Consider the following 23,857-nt stretch of genomic DNA (forward strand, 5'->3'; position numbering starts at 1 on the left):
GTCCCAAAGCCGCAGAAGACAAAATCGATGTCCGCTCCATGTTCGGTGCAGATTCGAGCTGCGTTCGAGAGGATCGGTCATCGACCGGCGCAAGATGTAGAGCATTCTCTGTCCCGAAAACAACACGCCCCTGGCCGCTTGGTCTGGGGCGTTTGTGCGTGGAGACGAGTGGCGAAGATGCGCGAAATCAGTCAGGCCCTGTCCTGTTTCCCGAGCCCAAGCAGTTCAAGAATGCTCAAGATCACGAAGCGTGGATTGTGAAGAAGGTGGCGCTTCCATAGCCGACGCGGTTCCACGCACAGGCGGAACAGCCATTCCAGGCCACGGTCCCGCATCCATGACGGAGCCTGCGGGATCGCTCCGGCATGGAAATCAAATGCCGCGCCTACACCGAGCATCACGGCCTGCACGCGTCCCTTGTGCTGGTGCATCCACCTTTCCTGCTTTGGGCAGCCAAGGCCCACAAAGAGAATGCGAGCGCCGGAGGCGTTGATGTCCCGGACTGTTGCCTCGTCTTCATCCGACGTCGGTTCCCGGAAGGGCGGGCTACAGGAATAGGTGACACAGAGGCCGGGAAATTTTTGTCGCACGTTTACGATCAACGCGGCCAGCACATCAGAAGACGCGCCGTAAAAGCCCACCGGGACCTCCTGCATGGCGGCGGCTTCCAGCACCCGCAGCGTCAGGGTCGGTCCATAGACCCTGTCTTTCACGTCATGTCCCAGCAATTTCAAAATCCACACAATCGGCATGCCGTCCGGCGCGGCCAGATCCGCGCCGTTGACCTCTGCCTCGTAGGCGGGATCGTCGTATGCCTCCATGACCATATGCACGTTGGCCAGGCAAACAGACCGGCTTTCAGCCCTGACCGCCCAGCCAAGAATCAGGGCGGTGGCGTCGCGGTAGGTGGTGGGGTGGATGATTGTGCCGAGGATGGTGGGGGGAATGGATGGACGCATGGTGGCAGGTTTTAGATTCTATGTTCAGATAACGTGGTCAATTTTTTTCAAATTTAGGGAAATGGAAATTGTGAATTGTATTCTGATAACAGAGCCAATTCTGTAACTCTATACGGTTTGATACGTATATGATTTATCGAATTTTGCCACGACTGTCGCTCAACTTGAGGAAAATGATATCAGAGGCGGGACTGCGCAGGTTCTGTCTTTTCATTTTGCGCCCTGCTCTCGATCAGGCCCGATTCATGGAAGAGGGACGGAAAAACCCCCGCCGCAGTGCGCGACGAGGGTTTTTCAGAGCCATTGTCAGGTTATCTTATGCCCAGGGGGCAGATCACGATTTCCAGGAAATCTCGATCTCCAGCTTGGTCTTGGTGCCGCCGTCCTTTTCCTTTTGTTCCACGCTGTATTCGAGTTCCACATCCTTGGGCACAGTCACCGTGACGGGGCCGTCCTCGGTCTTGAATTCGAACTGGCGGCGGGAGAGGCCTTCCGCGACTTCCTTGAGCAGCATTCCAGCCATATAAGCCAGGCGGGTCTCTTCAACTTCGATGATTTTTTTCTTGTCGGACATGTTTCCTCCGGGTTCTTTTCGGGATTTATTGTCTATTGGTCATTCCATTAAAGATATTCCGGAACCGGGAAAGTCAAGGTCACGCATTCTGTGTGACCGCATCGTCACATTCGGCCCGCGCTTATTTCTTCTCCAGTCCGATTCTGTACTGAAAGTAAACGTCCTTCATGCTCGTGTAGTGATCAAAGGATTCTTCCTTGATGCTCTTGTAGGCCGGAAGGTTGGCCGAGGCCGTGTTGGCTTTGTCATGTCCGATCAGAGCGTATTTGGCGCTGTCCGGGGTCACGAGTGAAAAGGGGTGTACAAAGGAGTCCGCAACGGAGCCCACTGCGTCACGCAGAGTGGTCGGCCCGAGGATGGGCAGTACGAGATAGGTGCCTGAATCCAGCCCGTAAAAGGCCAGAGTCTGGCTGAAATCTTCGGGTGAAGACTGCAGGCTCGGCATGTTGTGCGTGATGTGGAAAAGACCGCCCACGCCGAACACTGTGTTCAGGGCAAACGACGCGGTCTCTTTGGCCATCTTGTCGAATTTGAATTGCAGCAGGGCGTTTATAAGACGGACGGGATACCCGAGGTTACGGTAAAAGTTGCCGAATCCGGCGCGGATGTCCGGGGGGAAGAATCCGGTGTAGACCGTATCGATGGGTGAGAAAACGTAGGTTATGAATCCGTCGTTAAACGAAAAAACTCCCCGGTTGAAACCTTCCAGAGAGTCGGGATAGCCCCCGTTTTCCGCTGCATCATAGCTTTCCTCATATTCCTGCTCCGCTGCGACGTCTTGATTCAGGGAAGAACCGGCTTTCTTGCCGGCGCAGCCCTGTAGCAGAATGAGGCCCAAGGCCAGACAGAGCAGTAGAAGACGCTTATTCATTGGTTTTTTCCCTTAAAGTGGCAATGAGTTTATCGGGCGAATTGTTTTGCAGAATGCTCCGGAATTGGGAGCGGTAGTTTTTGATCAGGCTCACGTTTTCCACAGAAACATCGTAAACCTTCCACGAAACATCTTTTCTGATCATGTAGTAAATGATCGGAATGTTCAAACTGGGGGACGTGACTGTTGTATGAACTTCAGCAAGAGTATCTGATTTGATGATTTCCTGGTTGTAATTCACCACTTCGCCATTATAGGTAATGGATTTTTTGAGATAGACCTGCTTGATGAGTTTCAGGAACAGGGGTTGGAATTCTTGTTGCTGCTCGGGAGTGAAAATTCTCCAATATTGTCCAAGGGAACGCTTGGAAAGCTCTTCCGAGTCGAAAAAATTGTCGACTACGGCTTCAATCTGGCGCAACTGCTCAGTTTTATTTGTTTCCGACTCATATTCAGGAGACGCCAGAATGCTCAGCACTTTGTCAATGTTGGCGCGAATGTAACTTGTCGGGTTGTCCTGCGACAGCGCTGTAGCCGGCAGGAGCAGGATAAAAAGAAGAAACAGTACTCTCATTTGTCGACACTTCCGAATACATATTTTGAAATCATTTCCTCAATATCGAGGGCAGCCTGTGTATCCATGAGGACCTCTTTGTCCTTCAAGAGCACGTCGTCGGCTCCGGGAATGATGCTCACGTATTTGTCGCCGATGAGCCCGCTGGTCTTGATCGCCGCCGTGGAGTCAACGGGAATGCCTACGGCGTTTTCAATGCTCATGGTGATTACCGCCTGGTACAAGGTCTGGTCCAAAGAGATGCTCGACACTTTGCCCACCGCCACGCCGGAAATCTCCACGTTGCTGCCGGCCCTGAGTCCGTTCACAGCCGTGAATTTGGCGGTGATCGTGTAGGAGTCGCCGGAAAAAAAAGTCGTGTTCGCCAGGGTCATGGCCAGATAGGCGGTGCAGACCAGACCTATGATGATAAAAAGGCCAATGGAAAGATGCAGAGAGGAATTGTTGGTCTTCATACGTACTTCTTGGATGTTGCAAGTGCTTCCTGAATGGCCGAATAGGCGGTCAGTTCTTTGTCTGTCAGCGCTCCGCCGATTTCGACCTGAAGTCTGTGTTTGTGACAATATGTTTCAATGGTCAGGTTGGTGAAGTATCCCTCAAGTTGATTCAGAAACATCTCAAGGGTCGACTCGTCTTCTGTTTTGTACGCCAGAACCAGGATTTCCTTGGAAAACATGCCCGCGCAAGCGTCACTCGGCAGAAAGGTTTGCACGAATTTGGCCAGGTTCTTGATGAAGGCGTGTGCCAGCAGGTCGCCCTTGTAGTCGATCATGGTTCGCATGCCCAGGAGTCTGACCGTGACCAGGACAAGCTTTTCACCGTCTTTGGCTTCGGCCCCGAAGGCCTCGATTTTGCGCATGAGCGAGAGCCTGTTGTGTAGGCCTGTCAATTCGTCGATGAGCATCTCGTGACCATGCGTATAGGTGTAAAGCCCCGGATCCGAGGATTGTTCGAGGGCCACGGGCGAGCCGGAAAAGATGATCCTGCCCTCATCGAGGATGTTCACGGTATGGGCGATGTAGAAAATGTCCGGGATGTCGTGGGTGATGATCACCGCCGTGAAATTGAGCTGTTCATGGTAGCGGTGGATCATGGAGAAAACCGTCTTCTTGCGGATGGGGTCGAGGCCCGTGGTCGGTTCGTCGAAGAAGATGATCTCCGGTTCGGTGACCAGCGCGCGGGCCAGGGCCACGCGTTTCTGCATGCCGCCTGAAATCTGTTTCGGGTACATCTGAGCCACTTCGGCCAGTTCGAGCTGTTCGATGCGGGAGCGGACCTTGTCTTCAATGTCCGCCTTTCCGAACGTGAATTTTTCCCGCAGGGGCAGGGCGATGTTTTCGAACACGGTCATGGAATCAAAAAGCGCGTTGTTCTGAAACATGTAGCTGCAACGGTTCTTGATGGCCGAAAAGTCTTTTCGCTTCATGGTCGAATAGGGAAGCCCGTCAAAAATGATCTCTCCGCTGTCGGCAGTGATCAGCCCGATGATGTGTTTGACCAGGACGCTCTTGCCGCCGCCGCTTTTCCCGATGATGGCAGTGATTTCGTTTCGCTGGATGTCAAAGGTCGCGCCCCGCAGAATATCCCTGCCGCCGAACGCCTTTGAAATGTTGCGAAGCTGAATGAGAGGAGTTGTGCTGCTCATGGGTCACATCAAAAAGGATGTTATGACGTAGTCCGAGACCAGTACGTAAACGCATGACTGGACAACGGCGGATGTTGTTGAGTTGCTGACGCCTTCGGCCCCGGCACTGGATTGGTTCTGGTGCGTGTAATATCCGCAGTAGCAGGATATGGTGATGACGATAAAGGCAAAGACGAAAGATTTTATGAACCCTCCGGTCACGTCGGACAGGAGCAGGCTCGATTGGATCTTGCTGAAAAAGATCCCCGAACGGGAGCTTAAGAGCACGGAGGAAAAATAACCGCCCAGGATGCCGACACAATCAAAAATTGCGGTCAGGAGCGGAAAACAGATCAGCGATGCGATGATCTTGGGCGTGACCAGATAGCGCACCGGGTCCACGTCCATGGTCGAGAGGGCGTCGATCTGCTCGGAGATGCGCATGATGCCGATCTCGGCGCTGATGCTCGACCCGGCCCGGCCGATGAGCATAATCGCCGTCAGCACCGGCCCGAGCTCGCGCACCAGGGACAGGGCTACGGCAACGCCGAGCATTCCTTCGGCGCTGAACTTGATCAGGGTGTAGTAGCCCTGCAGTCCAAGGACCATGCCTGTGAAGAAGGCCACAAGAATTATGATATTCAGGGATTTGAAGCCGATGAAATATATGTCGTAGAGGATTTTGGGTATGAGCCTGCGTATATGGATCATGCCCAGGACAGCCGTGAGAGAGAAGACTCCCCACTGACCCACGTTTTTGATGATACCGAGTGATGTTGCCCCGAGCAGTGCGGGGATGGCCAATATGTTTTTCATGCGTCCGTCATGCCGGCATGGAAGCTTTCCATGTAGCGTGCGATGGCGAAAGCCACGGCGTCACTATTTTCCGGAGTTGTAATGTATTTGTCTTCATCGTCCAGAAAAGCGTCTGCGACTTTGAAGGGCATCTGCACCAGCTCAAGCATGTCCCTGTCGTTGTGGTCGTTGCCGATGGCCGCGCTGGGAGCCCCGTGCAGGCCGTAATGATCGACAAGGTGCTTTATGCCCGAGGCCTTGGAGACATCCGCCGCAAAGATTTCGATCCACACGGACTGTCCGTCAAGCGGGGATGTGGCCCTGATGACGCTGTGACGTGCAAGTTCCCGGCAGATACGGTCATGCATTGCCGCATCGCTTCCGTCAACGATAACCACGATCTGGGACGCGGCGCGCGCATCGGGGACGCTTGTTTTTTCCTGGCTGTGGCTGGCGTACAGGGCCAGGCGTCGATCAAAATCCGCGACGTTCTTGTGCCCCCTGTGGTACGCGAAGCGATGATTGTGCGGAAAATCCTCGTGCACCATGAAGCTCAGGCCCTGTCCATGTAAAAAAAGACAGATGTCCTGCACTTCCTGGCCAGACAGGAATGCGGAGCGCAGAACGTTCTGCGTGGGCCAGTTCACGATCTGGTTTCCGGTCGAAAGAATCAGGTAATCTGCCGGAAAATCATCCGCAAGACAGGATTTGGCCGAATACAAGGAGCGGCCCGTGGCGATGACGCGCATGATTCCCTGCTCGCTCAGGCCCCTGAAGGCCTTCAGGTCGCCTTCGGAGATGCGGCCGCCACGCAACAGGGTTCCGTCAAGATCGCTGACGAATATTCCACGATATGGGCCTGTCATATCAGTTCAAAGCTGCTCATGGACACGGGGGCGTTCAGGCTCGGGAGCACCCGTTCCAGAAAAACCCCTTCACGTTCCGGAAAATTGTGACCGAAGGTGGCCCGGATGGCCATGGAGACAAACTGCACGGCCCGGTCCAGTGATAAAGGCAGGGAATCGCCCTGCAACAGTGAACCTGTTATCACACTGGCGAAAATATCTCCAGTGCCAGGGTAACATGCAGGAATATAAGGGCATGCAACCTTCCAGAAACGATTTGCATCCTTGTCGAAGGCCACGACCGACGTCCCCCTGCCGTGCTCTGCAGGGACGCTGGTGATGATGACGCAACGCGGGCCCAGATCGCTTAAGGCCCGGGCCCAGGCCTTTATCTCTTCGGTGCCGGAGATGGCCAAAGGACCGGCCTTGCCCAGCAGCAGTGCCGCTTCGGTGATGTTCGGGGTGATCACGTCGGCCGAGGCGACGAGGCTGCGCATGCCGTCGACCATGGATCTGTCCATGGTGTCGTAGAGCTTGCCGTCGTCTCCGAGCACCGGATCGACCACGACCAGGGTGGAGTCGGTGCGGAATGTCCTTATGAAATCTGTGACGATGTCGATCTGTTCCGGCGAACCCAGAAATCCGGAGTAGATTCCGGCAAAGGACAGGGACAGCTCTCGCCAGTGGTCGATGATGTGCCGCATGTCCGAGGTCAGGTCGCGGAAATGAAAATTGGAGAAACCGCCCGTGTGGGTCGAGAGGATGGCTGTCGGCAGACTGCAGACCTGAATTCCCAGGGCTGAAAGAATGGGGATCACCGCCGAGAGTGACCCCCCTCCAAACCCGGAAAGATCATGAATCGCTGCAACGCGTTGGATCACGGAATGCAATGCCGAAGCTCCATAAAAAGACGTCCAATCCGTTCGGGACGAACCGACTGTAGTCTTTCTTTAAGGTGTGCCGCGAGCAATTGCGTCAAAACGGCCCCTCATGTCAACGATTCTAACCGTTGAGATAGTCCAGCAGACCTTTTCCAGCCTTGAAAAAAGGCATTTTCTTGGGCTTGACCTGCACTGACTCCCCGGTTTTGGGGTTGCGGCCGATGTATCCTTCGTATTGCTTGATCTTGAAACTGCCGAACCCCCTGATTTCAATCCTGTCTCCGCGCAGCAACGCGTCGCGCATGGAGTCGAAAAAGCTGTCCACAATGGTGGATGCTTCATCGTTGGAAATCTTGATTTTCTCTGCAAGGGACTGAATAAGTTCGCTTTTGTTCATTGTTCGCTCCAGATTGCGATTCGTGAAAACTCATGATCCTCGAAGGGATGGGTCATGGACGCCGGGGTAATCGTTCCAGGCAGACCGGGTCAGGTCCAAAGCAACGGCTTGGGGTAAAAGACGCGATCCGCCGTGAAAATTCAGAACTTCATAATAAAAATCAAGAACTATGGGAAGTTATTCTCTTCATGTTCTCAAAAAAAAATCAATTGACGACACGATCCTGGTCGCGCTTGGCCTTGTCCTTCCTGCCGGCAAGGGTTTGGCCGAATCATAAATCTTCTTCTATTTGATATTACAGCCTAATCTTAAAAAAGACAATTCACTTCTTGAAAAGTGTGCACAAAAAAATGAGAGCGCAAAAAAGTCTCCCCGGCAGGCGTGCTGCGCAAAGGGAGGCGTAAGTCGGTCAGCGGTTTGCAGGTACCAGAGCGATTTTATTTCTTTTTGCGGCCCGTCTTTGTCTTGCCGGGACGGGGAAGGGGCCTGGAATTGCGCGAAGGAGCAGGGCATCGGCCGGGACAGCTTTTCGGGTGAGGTTCGCGCTGCGTGTCCTTTGGACGTTTGGCGCCTCTGTCCTCAGGCGGGAGCAGGATGCGATGTTGGCGCAGCCGCTCTTCGTCGGTGCGCGGCACATGGACGGACTTTCCTTCCGGGGTGATGCCCGCATGGTACATGGCCGTGGCCACTGCTCCGGGGATGGGGATGAAGCACTGCACCTGTTTGGGCTTCCAGCCCCGGCTGCCGAGCCAGCGGGCAAGGGCGTGCATGTCGTCGTCGGTGGTGCCCGGGAAGGCGCTCATCAGGTAGGGGATGACGTATTGCTCCTTGCCCGCGCGCTTGGATTCGCGGTCAAAGATCGTCAGAAATTCCTCGAAGACGCGGTTGCCGGGCTTGCGCATCAGGCGCAGCACATGGTCGCAAACATGCTCGGGCGCGATTTTCAGCTGCCCGCCCACGAATTCGCGCAGATAGCCCCCAAGGGCGTCCATGTCTTTCAAGGCCAGGTCGAAGCGCACGCCGCTGGCCACGCGCACTCCGCGCACTCCGGGCGTGCGGCGCAGGGTGCGCAGCAGATCGAGGTGCGCTTTCTGGTCCATGCGAAAGTGCGGACAGACGGTCGGAGTCATGCAACTGGGGCGCTTGCAGGGCTGTCCTTCCTTGGCGCAGCTTGCCCCCCACATGTTGGCGCTGGGGCCGCCGACATCGGAAACATGGCCCTTGAAATCCGGGCTTGCGGCCATGCGCCGGACCTCGTCGAGGATGGAAGCCCGGCTGCGCGAAGCGATGCGCCGACCCTGGTGCAGGGCCAGGGTGCAGAACGAGCACCCTCCGCCGCATCCTCTGTGGCTGGTCACCGAGTCGCGGATCATCTCTTCGGCCGGGATGGGCAGAAGATAGCCGGGATGAGCCTTGCGGGCGAAGGGCAGGGCGTAGATCGTGTCCATTTCCGTCGTGGTCAGGGGCGTGGCCGGTGGCGCGACAAGGATGGCGCGGTTGGCGACGCGCTGCACGGCCCAGTCCGTGCCGTCATGGACCTGCTTTTCGAGCAGCAGCGTGGCCCGCATCAGTTCCTTGGGATCGGCGAGCATGTCTTCGTGGCTCGGCAGCTCGATTTCAGCTGGAAAATCCTCGCCCACGGTCACGGTGCCGGGGATGCCCAGGATGTCCCGGCCCGCCGCGAGCCGGTCCGCGATGCTCAGGATGGCCCGCTCTCCCATGCCGTAGACCACGGCGTCGGCCTTGGCGTCGAGGAGGATGGGCTTGCGCAGGGCGTCGGTCCAGAAATCGTAATGCGTGATGCGGCGCAAGGATGCCTCGATCCCGCCCAGGATCACGGTCAGGCCGGGAAAGGCGCGGCGCAGCAGGTTGGTGTAGACGATGCACGCCCGGTTGGGCCTGGCTCCGGCCCTGCCGCCCGGTGTGTAGGCGTCTTCGGAGCGTTTTTTGCGAAAGGCGGTATAGTGGGCCAGCATGGAGTCGATGGCCCCGGCCGAGACCCCCGCGAACAGGCGGGGGCGGCCCATGGCGAGCAAATCCTCCGGGCCGTCCCAGCGCGGCTGGGTGATGATCCCGGTGCGCAGTCCGTGCGCCACCAGCGCGCGCCCGAGCAGGGCCATGGCAAAGGATGGGTGGTCCACATAGGCGTCGCCGCTGACCAGGAGCACATCGAGTTCATCCCAACCGAGCGCATCCATTTCGGCGCGGGTCATGGGCAGGAATTTGGGCTGGGGCAGGGATTTGCTGGAAAAAAGGCTCATGGTTCGGGCCTATAGGCTCCCGGAGTCATGTGGGCAAGAACAAAAAAGGCGGCCCGGAGGCCGCCTGAGACTGTGTCTGCTCTGCGCGTGATGCAGCTGGATAGGACGTTAGGCATCCGGAGCGCCGGGAGCGGCGTCCAGTTCCGGGTTCATGCCTTGGCCCATGCCTTGGCGCATGCCGCGCTGGCCGAAGTCGCCGTGGCCGCGTCCACCCATGCCTCTGCGCTCATCCATTCCAAAACCCATGGGCAGATCAATGCCAATTTCCTTGCTCACCCGGGATTGCAGGGCCTCGCGCCTGGTCTGCGCCTGGGCGCGCAGGTCGCTCAACTCGCCAACCAGGGCGGTGATGGTTTCGGGCTTGGTGTTGGGGTTGACGGACAATGTTTTGAGCAGGGTGCGCTTCTCCCACATGGCATTTCGCATGGGAGTCATTTCTTTGCGGTGTTCGTCCAAAATGTTCTTAAGCTGGTCCTGCTTTTCCTGGGTCAGCTGCTGCACTGCGGGGTTCTGATTCCAGCCCGGGCAATCGCCGCGCATTCCCTTGCCGCGCATGGGACCGGCGAAGGTCAGGGTGCTGAGTGCGATGATGCCGAAAATGGCCAGGATTGCGATGGTGGTCGTTCTTTTCATGAGATCCTCCGAATGGTTTTGAGTGCCGATTGTACCAGAGAGGATATCAAGTGCCGTGCCAGAGTGGCTTTTAATATCTAACTATTTGTTTTATTAAATGTTTAAATGATTAACGCGGTGTTTGCCGCGTTTTGGGCCCCGTGGCGACGGATAGAATCTGACCACCTGCTGTCCGGGGCTGGTCAGAACCTGACCAGTTTCAGGACGAATGCAGTTTTGGATTGTTCCGGTGGCGATTCGTGTCGCGCAGGGTTTTCTTTTCCAGGTTGCGGCGCATGGACTCCGTCAGGTCGACTCCTGTCTGGTTGGCGATGCAGGTCAGAACAAACAGGACATCGGCCAGTTCGTCGCCCAGATCGTTTTTCTCGTTTTCCTTGAAACTTTGATCCCCGTAACGGCGGGTCATGATACGGGCCACTTCGCCGACCTCTTCCATCAGAATGCCGAGGTTGGTCAGTTCGGAAAAATAGCGGACCCCGATTGTTTTTACCCAGGCATCGACGTCTTCCTGCAATTGATTGAGACTCACGAAACGCTCCTTTTCGGCCTGCCTACGAAATCCTGCCCAGGGTGGCAATGCGTCCGTGGCGGATGCATTTTCAAAGTCCGCTTCGGTCAGGCAGGGTATTTGCTAGAAGTGGGCTTCGTTGATAGTTTTCATGTTTACGGATCATCAACAGACCGCAAGGCGTGCCGGGCATGTCTTGCTTCAAGGACGGCGCGGGCAATGCAGAATCAGGCTCCCTTTTCGACATCCATTTTCTGGCGACGGCGCGGCCTGGTCCTTTTTGTGCCGGCGGTGCTGGCGGCCGTGATCCTGATCTGGTTCGCCTTGCAGGGGCGGGCGCGGGAGCAGCGCACCATCGCCCGCATTCTGACCACTCAGGGCGAGACATTGATCCGGTCCGTGGAGGCCGCCCGCCGCATGGGCATGCGGGGTCAGGAGGGGCGGCAGTTTCGCCTGCGATTTCTTATGGATGAGATGATCCGGCAGGGAGATCTGCGCTTTTTGGGACTGGTCGATGCCCAGGGGAGGTTCGAGGCCTTGAGCGAGGCCGAGCCCGGCAGCGGCGTCGCAGCGGAAGCGCTGACCGCCTTGCCTGCCTCCTTCGAGCCTGCGTGGTCGATCATCCGGCCTGGCGAGGAGCCGCTCTTTGTGGTTTATCGCTACTCGCGCCCACCCCGGCGCACCATGCAAGGGGGCATGGAACACAACACGTTTCCGCATCCACCCGGAGAGCGCACGCTTATTGCCGTGGGCCTTGACGCCTCGCTCTATCTGCGCGCCGTGCGCAAGGATGTCTTGACCTTGGCCATGGCCGGCGGTCTTGGTCTGGCCCTGGCCTTTGCCGGGGCGGTCACGCTTTTCTGGCGGCGCAAGGTGGCAGGTCTCGAACGGGAGGTGGCCAGGCAGGAACGCCTGGCCGCGCTCGGCACCCTGGCTGCCGGAGTGGCCCACGAGATCCGCAATCCTTTGAGTTCCATCAAGGGGTTTGCCACCTATTTCGGCGCCAAATTCAAAGCCGGGACGCAGGACCGGGAGTTGGCCGAGGTCATGATCGGCGAGGTCGACCGCTTGAACCGGGTCGTGACCGAACTTCTGGAGCTGACCCACCCTTCGGAGCTGCGCCTTGCGCCCACCGTTGTGTCCGATCTTGTCCAGCACGCCCTGAAACTCGTGGAGGGAGATTGCCGCAGCAAGGGCATTGCCGTGCAACTGCGCATCGCGGAGCTCGAAGCGCTGCCCCTTGATCCGGACCGCATGCTGCAGATCCTGCTGAACCTGTTCCTGAACGCCATCCAGGCCATGCCGCAGGGCGGCACCCTGACCGTTTCCGCCCAGCGCGTGAAGGATCGGCTGGAATTGCGCGTGGCCGACACGGGCCACGGAATCCCTGCGCAGGATCTGGACAGGATTTTCGATCCGTACTTCACTACCAAAAATCAGGGTACGGGCCTGGGGCTGGCCACGGTGCGAACCATGATGACGGCCCATGGCGGCCAGGTGCGGGTAACTTCCGAGCCGGGGCAGGGCACGCAAGTGATTCTTGATCTGCCTTTAAAAGGAGAACGCCGATGACGGCGCGAATTCTGGTGGTTGATGATGACCGGGCCCACATGACCATGCTCGTGGCCATGCTCGGCAGCTGGGGATATGAGGTCGATACGGCGGATGACGGAGCCATGGCCGTAGCCAGGGTGCGCGAGCGGGCCTACGACGTGGTCCTGACCGACGTGCGCATGGCCGAAGTGGACGGGATAGAGGCCCTGCGCAGGATCAAGAGCTACAATCCCTACCTGCCCGTGCTGATCATGACCGCGTATTCTTCCGTGGACGTCGCGGTCCAGGCCCTGAAAGCCGGAGCGCTGGATTATCTGCACAAGCCGCTTGATTTTGAGGAACTGCGCTTGGGCCTTGCGCGGGCATTGGAGCAGGGCATGGCCCACCGTTCGGCGCAGGCCCCAAGCGGCGAGGCTGACCCGGTTTCGGAGATGATCGGCGACTCGCTCCCCATGCGCGAACTCGCCGCCATGATCCGGGCCGTGGCGCCGTCCGAAGCTTCAGTCCTCATCTTGGGCGAATCCGGCACGGGCAAGGAATTGGTGGCCAAGGCGCTGCATGAGGGGAGCCCGCGCAAAGCCAGACAACTGGTCACGGTCAATTGTGCGGCGCTCGCGGAAAATCTGCTGGAGAGCGAACTCTTCGGGCATGAAAAGGGCGCGTATACAGGGGCGCAGCGACAGCGGGACGGGCGGTTCGTGCAGGCCGACGGGGGCACCCTCTTTCTGGACGAAATCGGAGAGATGGCTCCCGCGCTGCAGGCCAAGCTTCTGCGCGCCTTGCAGCAGGGAGAGGTGCAGCGTCTGGGCAGCGACAGATCCATCCGCGTCGATGTACGGGTGCTCGCCGCCACCAACCGCGATCTGGAGGCCGAGGTGCGCGATGGCGGTTTTCGCGAGGATCTGTACTACCGCTTGAACGTCATCGCCCTGCGCGTCCCCGCTCTCAGGGAGAGGCCCGAGGACATTCCGCTATTGGCCCGGCATTTTTTGCACCGTTTTGCGCAGCGCAACCGCAAGACCTATCGCGGTTTTACGCCCAGGGTCATGGACCTGATGCTGCATTACGACTGGCCGGGAAATGTGCGCGAGCTGGAAAATGTGGTGGAGCGCGCCGTCATTCTCTCGCCCGGTGAATTTGTCACGGAGAACGACCTGCCCGCAAATATGCGCGGGGCTGAAAAGCCGGTGAATGGTCCGGCGGTGGGCCTGTCGTTGGAGGACGCGGAGCGTGAGGCGATTGCACGCACTCTGGAGCAGGTGGGCAACAACAAGAGCGAGGCCGCGCGCGTGCTGGGGGTGACGCGGGTCACCCTGCGCAACAAGATGAAGAAGTTTGGGCTGGATTCGTAAGGGTGCGGCCTAATAGCGGTCCGGCGCGTAGCGCCTGGCCGGCAGACCCGTAGCCAGTTCCAGCTCCAGCTGTTGGACCAGAAGTCCCGGCTGCCCGTAGGGCTGGTGAGCCAGACATGAACCTTCCGGCGAGACCAAACTGGTGGCTGAATCCTGGAAGTTCAGGGCATAATTCACGCTGGCGAAATAGATGCCGTTTTCAACGCTGCGGCAGACCATGGCCATCTCGTAATAGGGCCCGTCAGGATCTCCCCATCCCTGGGAGGTGCGTCCGGCCGTATTGCTGCCCGTGCATTGGGGATGAAAGACGATCTTCGCCCCTCGGCAGGCGGCCCAGCGCACGGTTTCCGGATAGCGCCATCCCTCGTGGCAGATGGCCACGCCGAATTTGACCCCATTGATTTCAAAAATCTGCCGTCCCCTGCCGGGAATATAAAGTCCTTCTTCGCCCGGGTCGAGTTGGGTCTTGCACTGTCGCCCCATGATCTTTCCTTCGGGCGATATGACCTGCACCAGGTTGTAGCGGCCCTGCTCCGAAGGCCACTCCATGGGCAGGATGACCCCCAACTCGTGGCTGGCCGAGGCCTTGCAGACCTGATCCAGAGCGTCACGCAGTTCGGCTTGTTCGCACAAGGGGATGGAAAAATGCTGCCCACGCATTCCGGGCAGATAGGCTTCGGGAAAGCAGAGCAGGTCCACATCGAAAGATGCGGCCTGGTCCATGAAATCGAGGATATTCTGAAGCGACTGCTCCAGGGACTCGGGAACGGGGGCGGTGGCAAGTCCGATGCGCATGAATGATCCTTGGATGAGAAGAAGGATTGCATTAATGGAGGCGCATATAACGTGGAATATTTAAAAATTCAAGTACGTAGGTAGGGGTGATCGGTATGGGGTTTGAAGAGAATGCGTACTTAATTATGCTCAAGAGGGTGATGACGGCCAGGTGTTCCAACCCGTTCTCGGTATTGGTCGCCGTGAGCACCACAGAGCCATGATCTTCCAGATGGTCGACCAAGGTTGACCTCAAAAAATCTTCATCTTCCGCGATCAAAATGACAAGCAAGACAGATATGCATTCTCCAGGGATTTGGATGGTCTGTCTTACATGTATCGTTGCCAAATGCGTGACCTCGGTTTTGCGCGAAATAATCGAAAAATAATTCCTCGAAGTGAAAGCACGTGCTGCTCTCTACCGTCTTGTCCCATGGCATTGCATCACGAATGCGGTACTCCCTGTCCGTTGTGAACATGTGTAGTGTTCTCAGTGGATCAGCATGATATAGTGCGCAATAAGTTGCTCGGTTGTATTTTAAATCTTTCAGTCGTCAATCTTAAGTCATAACCTCTGGGTATCAATGAAAAAGAATGTATTGTATCCGGTCAGCGGCATGCATGGACAGACAAGCGGTGCAAAGGTGGGCGCGGGTGGCTGCTCGCCGTACAGGGCTTTGTACATTCCATTTGCCGAGAAAGTGATGCAGGCTTTGTGAATTTTGATACAAGGTGTTTTGCCGGACTCAAGCGGCATTTCGATTCACCGTAACCAGGGAGGACACCTTGCCAACCGTATCCATCAACAGTCTGGATCATGAAAAGTTTCAGGATCTGGTCAGAAGAAAAAGAATTGTATCCGTGATCCTGAGCACTCTCATGCTGGTCATTTATTTTGGTTTCATTCTGGTCCTGGCCTTCAGAAAAGAGCTCCTCGCGATAAAAGTCGGCGAGCACCTGACCATGGGCGTTCCCGTTGGACTTGCGGTCATCATTTCGGCCTGCGTGCTGACAGGCATTTACGTCACCTGGGCCAACAGCGCGTACGACGATGCGGTGACAAGCATTGTCGGCAACATGAAGGAGAAATGAGATGAATGAGTTTACCTCCTCCATCGGACAACCCAACGCGGTTTCCATCGGGTTCTTTCTGGTCTTCGTGCTGGCCACTCTGGTCATCACCTATTACGCAGCCAAACGCAGCAAAACCGCCTCACAGTTTTACGCCGCCGGCCGATCTGTCACGGGGCTCCAGAACGGCATCGCCCTGGCCGGAGACTACATGAGCGCGGCGTCCTTTCTGGGCATCGCGGGCCTCGTGTCCCTCAAGGGCTATGACGGCCTCATCTATTCCATCGGATTTCTCGTGGGCTGGCCGATCATCATGTTCCTGATCGCCGAGCCGCTGCGCAACCTGGGCAAATACACCTTCGCCGATGTGGTTGCCTATCGCCTCAAGCAAAAACCCATCCGCATCGCGGCGTCCTGCGGCTCGCTCATGACCGTGGCCTTTTATCTCATCGCCCAGATGGTCGGTTCCGGCTCGCTGGTGAAGCTCATGTTCGGGCTGCCCTATGAAGCGGCTGTCGTCGTCGTGGGCGTGATCATGATCGCCTACGTGCTTTTCGGCGGCATGCTGGCCACGACCTGGGTGCAGATCATCAAGGCCGTCCTGCTGCTGGGTGGAGCTTCCATTGTGGTTTTCATGGTCCTGGCACAATTTGACTACAACCCGGTCAATCTTTTCGATGCCGCCGTGCTCAAGTATGGCGCCAAAGTTCTGGAACCGGGCGGTCTGGTATCGAACCCTTGGGACGCCCTTTCGCTTGGCATTGCGCTCATGTTCGGAACGGCCGGACTGCCGCACATCCTGATGCGCTTCTATACCGTGCCCGATGCCAAGGCCGCACGTAAATCGGTGCTCTATGCCACCGGCCTCATCTCCTATTTCTACATTCTGACCTTCATCATCGGCTTCGGCGCCATGGTGCTGGTGGGACAGGACGTGATCGCCGGGTTCGACAAGGGCGGCAACATGGCGGCTCCGCTGTTGGCCGAAGTCACGGGTGGCATCATGTTTCTGGGATTTATCGCGGCGGTTGCATTTGCGACGATTCTGGCCGTGGTAGCGGGCCTGACCCTGGCCGGGGCCACGACCTTTTCCCATGATCTGTACGCCAACGTGTTCCGTACCGGGCGTTCCACAGAGGAAAACGAAGTGAAGATGGCCAAGCGCGCCACCGTCGCCCTGGGGATTCTGGCCATCGGGCTTGGTATCGCCTTCAAGGGGCAGAACGTGGCCTTCATGGTCGGCCTGGCCTTTGCGATCGCGGCCAGCGCCAATTTCCCGGCCCTTTTGCTCTCGATCATGTGGAAGCGCTTCAGCACGGTCGGCGCGACGGCGAGTATTGCCGTGGGAGCGGTTTTGGCGGTAGGGCTCATCATCATAAGCCCCACGGTGTGGGTCGATGTGCTCGGCAATGCCCAGGCCATTTTCCCCTGGAAGAATCCGGCCCTGATCTCGCTGCCTGCCGCCTTTGCCGCGGGCTGGCTCGGTTCGGTCCTGGTTCCTGACGAGGGCGCCGAGGCCAGATACGAGAACCAGCGCGTGCGCAACTACCTCGGAGTGGGCGCTGAATAAACGCGGGAAAGGCATGGTGGCCGGACCTGGCGGCCACCAAATTGCGAGGTCTTATGTCCTCAGATGTGCATTTTTGCCGGGATTTTCTGCGCAAGGTCTACCCCTTCAGCCTGCTCTCGGCGGAGACACTTGAAGAGTTGCTGCCCGCCGTGCGCGTGCGGCAGCTTCCGGCGCGCGAGATGTTCGTTGAACCCGTGGTCGGAGTTGTCCTGCACGGCGCAGTCCATCTGACTTCCCAGGGAGTTCATTTCGAGCGGATCATGGACGGCGATGCCTTTGGCTTCGAGTCCGTTGTTGATGTGCGTCTGCCCTTTCTGGAGGTGCGCGCCGAGGAGGACACCTCCTTTTTGGCCATCGGGCTTGAAGCTTTCAGGGCAATGCTGGACGGGGAAAATGCGCTCAAGGCATATTTTGTCCGCAAATGCGAGCGGCTTGCGATGCTGCTCGATGCGTCGCGCTTGCGGGGGTCCGAGCTGGAAACCGATCCATTCCTGCGCCTCGCCGTGGGAAGCATTGGCCTCAATGACCCGGTTTTTGTCCCTGCCTCCATGTCCGCTTCCGAGGCGGCGCAGACCATGCGCGAGCGCGGCGTTTCCGCCTGCCTAGTCGGCGATGCGGCTCAGGTTGCCGGGATTCTCACCGAAAAGGACGTGGTCGCCCAGGCCGCGCGCGGAACGCTCGATGTCAGGGTGGGGGAGATGATGACCGCCGGGCTTATCACCGTGGGCGGCGAGGAGCTGGTGTTCGAGGCGTTTTCAACCATGATCCGCCACGGCATACGCCGTCTGGTCGTGGTCGATGAGAACGAAAAGCCGCGCGGCCTGCTCCAGGAGCGGGACATGCTCTCGGCCCGGGGGGAGAATCCGCTGCATCTGTCGGGCGAAATCGCATCGGCCCAGTCTTTTGCGGCTCTGGCCCAGTGCTTTGAGCGTCTGCGCCTCATGGTGCTGCGCAGCGCCGCCGAGAGGATCGGCGCTGAAAAAGTGGGCCGGTTCGTGGCCCATATCCACGACCAGATCTTGGTCCGCGTGGCGGGGCTGGTCATGGAGGATCTGGGACGTGGGCCTCGGGAATTTTCGCTCATGGTGCTCGGCAGCGAAGGGCGCAGGGAGCAGTTTCTGGCCACGGACCAGGACAACGCCCTGGTCTTTTCCGATGAAGGGGAAGACGTGGACTATTTCGCCGCCTTTGGGCAGCGCTTTGTGCGTGCTTTGGTGGAGATAGGTTTCCCACCCTGTCCCCACGGAGTGATGATCGAGAATGCGCTCTGGCGGCAGTCATTATCCGCGTGGCGGGACAGCATCGACGCCATGATGCGTGTTGTCGACGCGGACGCGGTGCTGCGCCTGACCCAACTGGCCGATTCCCGGCATATTTTGGGGGCGCCCCGGCTCTGCGAGCGTCTGCGGGAACATCTCTTCAGGCAGGTGCGCGACACTCCGGTGCTGCTCAAGTACATGGCCAGGGAGGCTCTGCGTTTTTCTCCGCCCATGGGCTTTTTTCACAATCTCGTGGTCGAGAAGAGCGGTCCGGCCAAAGGCTGCCTTGATCTGAAAAAGGGCGGGATTTTTCCGCTGACCCAGGGCATCAAGACCCTGGCCCTGGAGCATGGGCTACACGAGACGGGAAGCATGGAGCGCCTTCTCAGCCTGCGCCGGGAAGGCGTCTTCTCCGAGGCAATGGCGGCCAATATTCATGACGCCTTTGATTTTTTCCAGAGCCTGCGCCTGCGCGTCCAGGCCGCCGGTGTGCGTGCGCGGCAGGCTCCGGACAATCATGTCCGTATCGATCTCCTGGCCGCGCTCGAACGGGAGCGGCTCAAAGACTGCTTTGGGGTGGTCATCGATTTTCAATCCTTTCTGCACACCAAGTTCGGGCTGCACCTGATTTCTTGAAGATCGTCCATGCGTTGCGGCTTTTTTCTTTTCGGAAACGAACACGTACTGTTGACTTATGAATATGAATGCACAATATTTCTAGCTGCCCATGTTTTTCACGGGGCGGCTTTTTTTGCCATCGAGCGAGGATAACCGTGAGTTCTTCCGCACACTGCATGAGTCCTGAGTTGCTGTCTGTTCTGGAGCGTTTTGATTTTTCGGCCTGCATGGTCTGCGGGTCCTGCGCCAATGGCTGTCCAGTCACGGGCACGCCGGGCATGGCCGGGTGGGATACGCGCAAGGTCATGCGCATGCTGGCCAACGGCCTGGTCGACGAGGTCGTTGCGTCCGATTTTCCCTGGCTGTGCACGGGCTGCGGACGCTGCGCCGGGGTCTGCCCTGCGGGCATCGACATCCCCTCCGTCATGGGCCACATGAAGAGCCTGCGTCCGCGCGAGGCGGTGCCGGGCTCCCTGCACAAGGGCATGGCCAACAATCTGGCCACGGGCAACAATCTGGCCATCAGCCGCGAGGAGTACCTCGAAGGCATGCGCGATCTGGGCGCGGATCTGGCCGAGGAATGCCCCGGCTTTTACGTGCCGGTGGACCGAGCTGGCGCGGACATCCTTTTCTTTCCCAATTCCAAGGAAGTGTACGGCGATTTCGAGGACCAGTTCTGGTGGTGGAAGATTTTCTATGCCGCCCGCGAAAACTGGACCGTGCCCTCCGAGGGCTGGGAGGCCGTGGACTGGGCGCTCTTCACCGGCAACTACGACGCCAATCGCGAGCTGGCCCGGCGCAAGATCCGGTACATGCAGGATCACTCCATCGGGACCATGATCATGCCGGATTGCGGAGGCGGTTCCTACGGCTGCCGCAAGGGCATGAGCGCTCTGGTGGCGGAGAACCCGAGCGACTGTGTGGGCTTTGTCTATCTGTACGACTATCTCCTGCAGCTCCTCCGTTCGGGCCGCATCCGAGTGGACAAGAGCGTGCACCAGGGCAAGCGTTTCACCTATCATGACTCCTGCAAGCACGGCCGTGAGCTGGCCGCGCACTATGGACGCGGCTTTTTCGACGAGCCGCGCGAGATCGTGGCGGCCTGCGTCGATGATTTCGTGGAAATGACCCCGACGCGGGAGAAGAATTTTTGTTGCGGCGCGGGCGGCGGCATGTGGCCCATGCCCTTTGAACAGCAGTCGGCCTGGCACGCGCGCTACAAATATCAGCAGATCAAGGATTCGGGCGCGGACGTGGTGGTCGTGGGCTGCTCAAACTGCCGCGACCAGATCATGCGCCGCATCCCCAAATTCTATCCCGACTGCACCTACGAGGTGAAATACATCTGGCAGCTGGTGGCCGAGGCCCTGGTCATCGAACCGTGGGAAGCCGAGCGCATCGCCACGGCGCAGGCCGAGGCGCGGGAGCAGTGGGAGCGGCTCGGGATGGAGCCGCAAGAAGAGTAGCCCGGCTTGGCCGGGCTTTGGCCTATTTCTCGAACGCCTTGATCAGGTACGACATGCCGATGATCGCGGTGCCCTGGGCGCACGCGTCGAGGATGTCGCTGTCCTTCCAGCCCATTCCGCGCAGAGTCTCCATTTCCTTTTCGTGCACGGCTTCCTTGGCCAGAACTTTGCGCACCACGTGCAGCAGGGCGTTTTCGGCGTCGGAAAAGACTTCAACGGGCACGCCTCTGGAGAGGTTGTCCATGTCCTGAACGCTGAGGCCGCTTTTGGTCAGCCAAGTCCGGTTCAGGATCTGGCAGTGGTCGAAGCAGGCCTGACTTGCGGCCAGAAACCGAATCGCCGCCAGCATGGGAAAGTTCAAGCGCTCATGGCCCATGAAGTATCTGATCTGCTCGAACTGCAGACCAAGCATTTCAGGACTCGCGCTCAAGAGTTGCAGAGGCGCGGGGACTTCCGTGCGACCCAGAAAATGGGCGTAAATCTCAGCCACGCCGTCCGTGGCCTGTCCGGGTTTTTGATAATCCAGAAGGAACATGGGGCACCTCAGTAATAGACCGGTCGCCTAGTTGGAGGTTGAAAAAAAGATGCCGGGCGGCATCCGATTCAAGCCAGCAGGACTTGAAACACCATCGTCTGAAAATTGTCCAAGGGTTCCGGTCCGGCCGCCGCCTTCATGCGCAGGAGCGCCCCTTGCCAGGCCGAAATGATGAATCGGGCCGTGGCCTCGGGTTCCAGTCCGCTCGCCAGTTTACCGCGCTCCGACGCCTGTTTCAGGACAATGGTCACGGCCTTGATCAGGTTTTCCAGGCTCTCGTGGAGTTTTTCGCGGAAGGCAGGGTTCACGTCGCCCATTTCCTGGGTCAAGTTGCCCAGAGGGCAGCCCTTGATGAATCCTTCGCGCTCAAAATTGTCCCGAAACCAGAGGAAAAACCGGGCCAGCCGCTCCAGCGGCGCCTGACTCTCGTCTCGCAGAATGGGACCGGCCTGATTCGCGAGCTCGGCGCGGTAATGGTCGATGAGGGCAAGCCCGAATTCTTCCTTGCTCTTGAAATAGAAGTAAAAAGAGCCCTTGGGCACTCCCGCCTCGGAGAGGATCTCCTGCAAGCCAGTAGCAGTGTACCCCTTGTGGTGAACAAGGCGGCCTCCGACGTCGAGGATGTGTTCGCGAGTGGTGTGTGACATGGGGATGGTAATAGACCGGTCGTCTATGGTGTGTCAATATGTGGTGAGCGAAAATTCATGGCAGACTGATTGAACTTGGATGGGTGCCGATCACCAAGCGTTTCTTGTTTTTCAATGATAAAGGAAGCGCTTGCTGCTTCCGCAACTTTTATTGTAGCGACGTTTTCGAAATAAGTTCCAAAGTTCCAGTTCGGCGAAAGGGCTGGAGATGGCAAAATTCAAGATTTAAGATCTGTCCTTTGCTCCTACTAGGTTCATTTGTATTCAAGACAAAGAATGGCTAACAAAAGACATTAGCATGTTCATCATACGTTTCTCCACCCTGAAAAGAGAATGAGATGAAGAAAAGAGCCAGAATACTTTTCGAAAAGTCATTAGACTCCCTTTTGTTGTCAATCGAGCACTTCAATCGACCTTGGGATAGGGGCCGCCCAGAGGTGGTTTTGATACTGCTTGATCGGTCTTATGAGCTTCTATTGAAAGCAATAATTTTGCATAAAGGGGGAAAAATTAGAGAGCCATTTGCGAAAGAAACTATAGGGCACGAAAAATGCGTTAGGAAATGTCTAACAGAAGAGCAAGTAAAATGTCTGAATGAAGAACAAGGGTTAACAATTCAGATAATCAATAGTTTTCGTGACGCAGCTCAACACGATCTTGTCGAACTGTCCGAGCAAGAGCTTTACATGTATAGTCAGGCTGGTCTTACTCTTTACAGGGACCTAATAAAAAGCGAGTTCCAGGAGAACTTAAAAAACTATCTTCCGGAGAGAGTGCTCCCCATTTCGGTAGAGCCGCCCAAGGATCTGCATAGCATGATAGATGCTGGGTTTGCTGAGGTAAGAGAACTGCTAAAACCACGATCAAGAAGACAAATCGAGGCTAAGGCTAAATTAAAATCATTGGCAATTGTTGAAGCTTCACTTGAGGGCATTCGCTCGCTGACCTGCCGGGAAACTTCGGACCACTCAATTCTTGAGAGTTTCCCCACGGTTCAGGTTTTTCCCATACTGCCGACAGAAATGTTCTGGCGTCATGTTGTTCAGGCTTGAATGCGGACGAATGGAGTTGTAGTGCCGCCTCCATTCCTCGATCACAACCCGCGCCTCGGACCGACACCGGAACCATTCCATCGACAGACACTCATCGCGAAATTTGCCGTTAAAACTCTCGTTCAAACCGTTCTGCCATGGCTTCCCAGGCTCAATCAGCGCCAGATCCAGAGACTCCTGAGCCGCCCATCTGAGCAGCGCCTTCGACACGAACTCCGGTCCGTTGTCAGAACGCAGGCTCAGAGGGGCTCCACGTTCGCTGATCAGGCGGGACAGCACCTCGATCACCCGGCCTGATCTGATGCTGCCGGCAACGTCTATAGCCAGGCATTCCCGCGTGTATTCGTCTACCACAGTCAGGCATTTGATCTGCTGACCATTGGCGCAGGCGTCATAGACAAAGTCGTACGCCCACAGTTCGTTTGCTCCCATCGGCAGTTGCGGTCTCGGGCGGGACGCCGCCACTCGTTTCCGAGGCCGCTTCCTGGGCACCTGCAACCCGGCCTTGGACCACAGGCGGAACGCCTTGTCGGCGCCCATGACATGCCCCAGACGCTCCATGAACACGTTGATCCGGCGATATCCAAAGCGCGGATACGTCGCAGCCAGATCTGTCATAGCCGCCATCAGTGGCTTGTCCCGGGCCTCCAGCCGTGACTCGTAGTGGAGCGACGACCGGGAAGTGGATAACAGCGCACACGCCCTGCGTTGTGAAAGTCCGCGACTCCTGGCGTATGCCACCTGGAGGCGTCGGGCGGGTGCGCCTACCACTTTTTTGCGGCGATCTCCTTCATGACCTCGATTTCGAGGTCCCGTTCCGCAAGGATCTTCTTCAGTCGCGTGTTCTCTTGTTCCAGCAACCGCAGCCGCTTCACGTCATCGGCGGACATGCCGGCAAACCGCTGTCGCCACGTATAGATCGTCTGCTCGCTGATTCCATGCTTCTTGGCCACCTGGGCCACCGGACTGCGGTCAGCTTCGCGCAGGATGCCCACCATCTGCTCTTCGGAAAATCGTCCCTTTTTCATCAGTTCCCT

The 23,857-nt window shown here is 57.6% G+C and carries 24 protein-coding genes; 7 read left to right on the forward strand and 17 right to left on the reverse strand.

All coding sequences use genetic code 11. From position 1 onward, the window contains the following. Positions 1-191: 191 nt before the first annotated feature. From DBAC_RS05115 to DBAC_RS05175, 13 genes are all read right to left on the reverse strand, one after another. Positions 192-959 carry a WecB/TagA/CpsF family glycosyltransferase gene (locus DBAC_RS05115; RefSeq protein WP_015773217.1) on the reverse strand — a complete coding sequence of 256 codons (768 nt, stop codon included), beginning with the start codon at positions 957-959 and terminating at the stop codon, positions 192-194. A 334-nt stretch (positions 960-1,293) separates the two neighbouring features. Then, positions 1,294-1,533: an amphi-Trp domain-containing protein gene (locus DBAC_RS05120; protein ID WP_015773218.1), complete on the reverse strand. Its 240-nt coding sequence runs from the start codon at positions 1,531-1,533 to the stop codon at positions 1,294-1,296. A gap of 121 nt (positions 1,534-1,654) precedes the next feature. Then, entirely contained in the window at positions 1,655-2,404 is a 750-nt protein-coding gene (locus DBAC_RS05125; RefSeq protein WP_015773219.1) for an MlaA family lipoprotein, read from the reverse strand. Continuing rightward, positions 2,397-2,978: an MlaC/ttg2D family ABC transporter substrate-binding protein gene (locus DBAC_RS05130; RefSeq protein ID WP_015773220.1), complete on the reverse strand. Its 582-nt coding sequence runs from the start codon at positions 2,976-2,978 to the stop codon at positions 2,397-2,399. Before DBAC_RS05130 ends, DBAC_RS05125 begins: the two co-directional genes overlap by 8 nt. Further along, the gene (gene mlaD / locus DBAC_RS05135) at positions 2,975-3,433 is read right to left on the reverse strand and encodes an outer membrane lipid asymmetry maintenance protein MlaD (protein WP_015773221.1); all 459 of its coding nucleotides are present in this window, start codon (positions 3,431-3,433) and stop codon (positions 2,975-2,977) included. The genes DBAC_RS05130 and mlaD overlap by 4 nt, the downstream gene beginning before the upstream one ends. Beyond that, on the reverse strand, positions 3,430-4,623 hold the full coding sequence (locus DBAC_RS18245) for an ATP-binding cassette domain-containing protein (RefSeq protein ID WP_015773222.1): 1,194 nt from the start codon (positions 4,621-4,623) through the stop codon (positions 3,430-3,432). Before DBAC_RS18245 ends, mlaD begins: the two co-directional genes overlap by 4 nt. Positions 4,624-4,626: 3 nt before the next feature. Beyond that, entirely contained in the window at positions 4,627-5,418 is a 792-nt protein-coding gene (locus tag DBAC_RS05145) for an MlaE family ABC transporter permease (RefSeq protein WP_015773223.1), read from the reverse strand. Further along, positions 5,415-6,263, reverse strand: a complete 849-nt coding sequence (locus tag DBAC_RS05150) for an HAD hydrolase family protein (protein ID WP_015773224.1) — start codon at positions 6,261-6,263, stop codon at positions 5,415-5,417. Before DBAC_RS05150 ends, DBAC_RS05145 begins: the two co-directional genes overlap by 4 nt. Further along, positions 6,260-7,123 (reverse strand): pyridoxamine kinase, encoded by an 864-nt coding sequence (locus tag DBAC_RS05155; protein WP_323740362.1) that lies wholly within the window; start codon positions 7,121-7,123, stop codon positions 6,260-6,262. Before DBAC_RS05155 ends, DBAC_RS05150 begins: the two co-directional genes overlap by 4 nt. Positions 7,124-7,244: 121 nt before the next feature. Continuing rightward, entirely contained in the window at positions 7,245-7,520 is a 276-nt protein-coding gene (locus tag DBAC_RS05160; protein ID WP_015773226.1) for an HU family DNA-binding protein, read from the reverse strand. Between the two features lie 437 nt (positions 7,521-7,957). Next, complete coding sequence (locus DBAC_RS05165) at positions 7,958-9,781, reverse strand: YgiQ family radical SAM protein (RefSeq protein WP_015773227.1); 1,824 nt, start codon at positions 9,779-9,781, stop codon at positions 7,958-7,960. A gap of 108 nt (positions 9,782-9,889) precedes the next feature. Beyond that, complete coding sequence (locus DBAC_RS05170; RefSeq protein WP_015773228.1) at positions 9,890-10,414, reverse strand: periplasmic heavy metal sensor; 525 nt, start codon at positions 10,412-10,414, stop codon at positions 9,890-9,892. A gap of 199 nt (positions 10,415-10,613) precedes the next feature. Next, positions 10,614-10,943: a nucleotide pyrophosphohydrolase gene (locus DBAC_RS05175; protein WP_015773229.1), complete on the reverse strand. Its 330-nt coding sequence runs from the start codon at positions 10,941-10,943 to the stop codon at positions 10,614-10,616. A 198-nt stretch (positions 10,944-11,141) separates the two neighbouring features. Between DBAC_RS05175 and zraS the strand changes: the two genes are divergently transcribed. Further along, the gene (zraS, locus tag DBAC_RS05180) at positions 11,142-12,494 is read left to right on the forward strand and encodes a two-component system sensor histidine kinase ZraS (RefSeq protein WP_015773230.1); all 1,353 of its coding nucleotides are present in this window, start codon (positions 11,142-11,144) and stop codon (positions 12,492-12,494) included. Next, the gene (locus DBAC_RS05185; RefSeq protein ID WP_015773231.1) at positions 12,491-13,828 is read left to right on the forward strand and encodes a sigma-54-dependent transcriptional regulator; all 1,338 of its coding nucleotides are present in this window, start codon (positions 12,491-12,493) and stop codon (positions 13,826-13,828) included. The genes zraS and DBAC_RS05185 overlap by 4 nt, the downstream gene beginning before the upstream one ends. A gap of 9 nt (positions 13,829-13,837) precedes the next feature. Here the strand turns inward: DBAC_RS05185 and DBAC_RS05190 are convergent, their stop codons facing one another. Beyond that, positions 13,838-14,623: a carbon-nitrogen hydrolase family protein gene (locus tag DBAC_RS05190; protein WP_015773232.1), complete on the reverse strand. Its 786-nt coding sequence runs from the start codon at positions 14,621-14,623 to the stop codon at positions 13,838-13,840. 765 nt (positions 14,624-15,388) lie between these two features. Between DBAC_RS05190 and DBAC_RS05200 the strand changes: the two genes are divergently transcribed. The 4 genes from DBAC_RS05200 (at position 15,389) to DBAC_RS05215 (ending at position 20,586) form a co-directional block, all read left to right on the forward strand. Further along, positions 15,389-15,694, forward strand: coding sequence for a DUF485 domain-containing protein (locus tag DBAC_RS05200; protein WP_015773234.1), 306 nt, complete (start codon positions 15,389-15,391; stop codon positions 15,692-15,694). Between the two features lies 1 nt (position 15,695). After that, positions 15,696-17,243 carry a sodium:solute symporter family transporter gene (locus DBAC_RS05205; RefSeq protein WP_015773235.1) on the forward strand — a complete coding sequence of 516 codons (1,548 nt, stop codon included), beginning with the start codon at positions 15,696-15,698 and terminating at the stop codon, positions 17,241-17,243. A gap of 53 nt (positions 17,244-17,296) precedes the next feature. Then, complete coding sequence (locus tag DBAC_RS05210) at positions 17,297-19,138, forward strand: putative nucleotidyltransferase substrate binding domain-containing protein (protein ID WP_015773236.1); 1,842 nt, start codon at positions 17,297-17,299, stop codon at positions 19,136-19,138. 158 nt (positions 19,139-19,296) lie between these two features. Then, complete coding sequence (locus DBAC_RS05215; protein WP_043810455.1) at positions 19,297-20,586, forward strand: (Fe-S)-binding protein; 1,290 nt, start codon at positions 19,297-19,299, stop codon at positions 20,584-20,586. Positions 20,587-20,608: 22 nt separating this feature from the next. Here the strand turns inward: DBAC_RS05215 and DBAC_RS05220 are convergent, their stop codons facing one another. Both DBAC_RS05220 and DBAC_RS05225 read right to left on the reverse strand, forming a co-directional pair. Beyond that, positions 20,609-21,121 (reverse strand): carboxymuconolactone decarboxylase family protein, encoded by a 513-nt coding sequence (locus tag DBAC_RS05220; protein WP_015773238.1) that lies wholly within the window; start codon positions 21,119-21,121, stop codon positions 20,609-20,611. Positions 21,122-21,189: 68 nt separating this feature from the next. After that, positions 21,190-21,768: a TetR/AcrR family transcriptional regulator gene (locus tag DBAC_RS05225; protein WP_015773239.1), complete on the reverse strand. Its 579-nt coding sequence runs from the start codon at positions 21,766-21,768 to the stop codon at positions 21,190-21,192. 338 nt (positions 21,769-22,106) lie between these two features. On the opposite strand from DBAC_RS05225, the gene DBAC_RS18730 reads away from it, so the two are divergent. Beyond that, the gene (locus DBAC_RS18730) at positions 22,107-22,820 is read left to right on the forward strand and encodes a DUF3644 domain-containing protein (RefSeq protein WP_174263012.1); all 714 of its coding nucleotides are present in this window, start codon (positions 22,107-22,109) and stop codon (positions 22,818-22,820) included. Here DBAC_RS18730 and DBAC_RS05230 read toward each other — a convergent pair. After that, positions 22,737-23,848 (reverse strand): IS3-like element ISDba1 family transposase gene (locus DBAC_RS05230; RefSeq protein WP_092194752.1). Its coding sequence is split into 2 segments (ribosomal slippage): positions 22,737-23,599 and positions 23,599-23,848, totalling 1,113 coding nucleotides; the frame shifts between segments, so codons are not numbered across the junction. The genes DBAC_RS18730 and DBAC_RS05230 overlap by 84 nt on opposite strands. Positions 23,849-23,857 lie beyond the last annotated feature (9 nt).

The sequence above is a fragment of the Desulfomicrobium baculatum DSM 4028 genome (assembly GCF_000023225.1).
GTDB lineage: Bacteria > Desulfobacterota > Desulfovibrionia > Desulfovibrionales > Desulfomicrobiaceae > Desulfomicrobium > Desulfomicrobium baculatum.